The following is a 1,931-nucleotide window of genomic DNA, read 5'->3' on the forward strand; positions in this document are numbered from 1 at the left end:
GTAGAACCCGGCGTCGGTCGACTCCACCGCCGGGTAACCCGAGACCGCGTCGCGCTCCAGGAACCTGACCCCGTCCACCCAGATCACCAGCGAGTCGTCGCTGGTGACCCCGAACCGGTATCGTCCGTCGCGGGGAAGGCGGACGTAGGTCAGCGCGTATCCCACGCCGCGGGGGATGGCGGAGAGGTTGTCGAAAGCGGCGTACCCCTGGTAGGCGCCGCCCGGCATCTTCAGCCAGCCATGCTCCTCGAGGTCCGGGATATCGTAGGTCTCCTCGATCTCCTTTTCGGGCTCGAACTCCCGGTAGAGGTCCAGGCCGCCGGTGCGGATGAAGGGGGCGACCATGAGCCAGTCGGTGAGGTAGCCGAGCTCGGTCTCCATCGCCGCGGTTTTCTCCGGGTCGCTTTCCTCCCGGGCGAAATACAAAAGCCAGCGGCGGGCGACGGTGCGCGTCTCGAAGGTCGTGCCCGCGGCGCGCAACGTCTCCTCGCAGACGGGCTCCAGCTCGTGGAAAAGCGTCGCGCGTTCGCTGAAGCGGACGGCGTCGCGCAGGAGCGCCTCGGCCCGCGGGTCGGACGGATCGGAGAGGATGGCCTGGAGGAAATGCTCCTGGGCCTCCCGCTCCCGGCCTTCCAGGAGGGCGATCCAGGCCATCGCCTCGTTGGCCGCCGGGTCGCCCGGATTCTCCCGGACGACAAGCTCCGCGCCTTCCCGGACCGAGCCGGGGTCCTCCCCCAGGAGCAGGAGCTCCATGGGGTCCAGCGCGTCCACCGCCGCGGCGTGGGCGATGCCGACCGCGAGGGATACAAAAAAGAACACCTGAACGGACCTGGACAAGGGGGGACCTCCGGGGTGCGCACGGCTCAATTTTCTAGAACTATACCCCAAAACCGCGGCCGAAGGCAAAACTGCGGCCGAATGCACAATCCGCCCCAGAGACAACCGAGCCTGTCCGCATAATGGGGTGGGGTGATTCCCCCGATGGCCGAGCTAAAAAAAAGGGCCTTGCGGCCCGTTTTATCGCGAATCGTCATCTCTCGTATGAAAAGGCCGCCGGTTGGAACAAGGGGTTTTGCCGGGGGCATAGCTCGCTTCGCTCGGTTAAACCCCTTGTCTTACGACCGCGCGGCCCGTTATTTAAGTCCCGGAGTCCCTAGCCCTCCAGCTTGTTCACCTGCAGCGTCATGCGGCTCTTGCGCCGGCCCGCGTTGTTCTTGTGCAGGATGCCCTTCTCCACAGCCTTGTCCAACAGGCTCGTGGCCTCACGGTACGAGAGCCGGGCGTCCTCGGCGCGGCCCTCGGTCGCGGCCAGCCGGAACTTGCGGATGGCGGTCTTGATGCGGGACTTGTAGGCCTTGTTCCGCTCAGTGCGCTTCTCGGTCTGGCGGAGACGCTTCTTGGCCGAACGGGTCTGGGGCACGTAATCTCCTTTTCCCCGTGGAGAGGGGTGAATACTAGAATACCCTTGGGCGGCGTGTCAAGGTCCCGGTTTATCTCGGGGAATTATTGTACTATATTGCGGACGGTCGTACTTATCCCAGAGGCTGAAAACATGCGGACCACCGCGATCATACTGTCTTTATTCGTCCTCGCCGGCCTCGCCGTGCCGCCCAAGCCCGGATCCTGGGACCTACAGGCGGGCGTGCACCGGACGACGGGCGTATCCCTGCCCGAGATGCCGCCCTGGATCGGCCCCGACGCCGACTCACCCTCCCTCCCCACCCCGCCGGTGATGGGGGCCGTCGCCGTGCTGGTGGACTTTCCCGACCACCAGGCCGACCGCGGCGACCACCCCCGCTCGGCCTACGAGGAGATGCTCTTCAGCCGGGGCACCTACGAGACCGGCTCGCTGCGCGACTACTGGAACACGGCGAGCTACGACGCCTTCGATCTGGCGGGCGGGGTCTCGGGCTGGTACCGGACGGTCGAGA

The 1,931-nt window shown here is 65.9% G+C and carries 3 protein-coding genes; 1 reads left to right on the plus strand and 2 read right to left on the minus strand.

Annotated elements, in window-relative coordinates; all coding sequences use genetic code 11:
• The coding region (locus NTW26_09280; protein ID MCX7022445.1) for a PA14 domain-containing protein at positions 1-837 on the minus strand (837 nt) is incomplete at its 3' end.
• A 316-nt stretch (positions 838-1,153) separates the two neighbouring features.
• Complete coding sequence (rpsT, locus tag NTW26_09285; GenBank protein MCX7022446.1) at positions 1,154-1,420, minus strand: 30S ribosomal protein S20; 267 nt, start codon at positions 1,418-1,420, stop codon at positions 1,154-1,156.
• A 132-nt stretch (positions 1,421-1,552) separates the two neighbouring features.
• Here rpsT and NTW26_09290 point away from each other — a divergent pair.
• A partial coding sequence (locus NTW26_09290) for a hypothetical protein (protein MCX7022447.1) occupies positions 1,553-1,931 on the plus strand: 379 nt, incomplete at its 3' end.

This window comes from bacterium (genome assembly GCA_026398675.1).
Taxonomy (GTDB): Bacteria; RBG-13-66-14; RBG-13-66-14; order RBG-13-66-14; family RBG-13-66-14; genus RBG-13-66-14.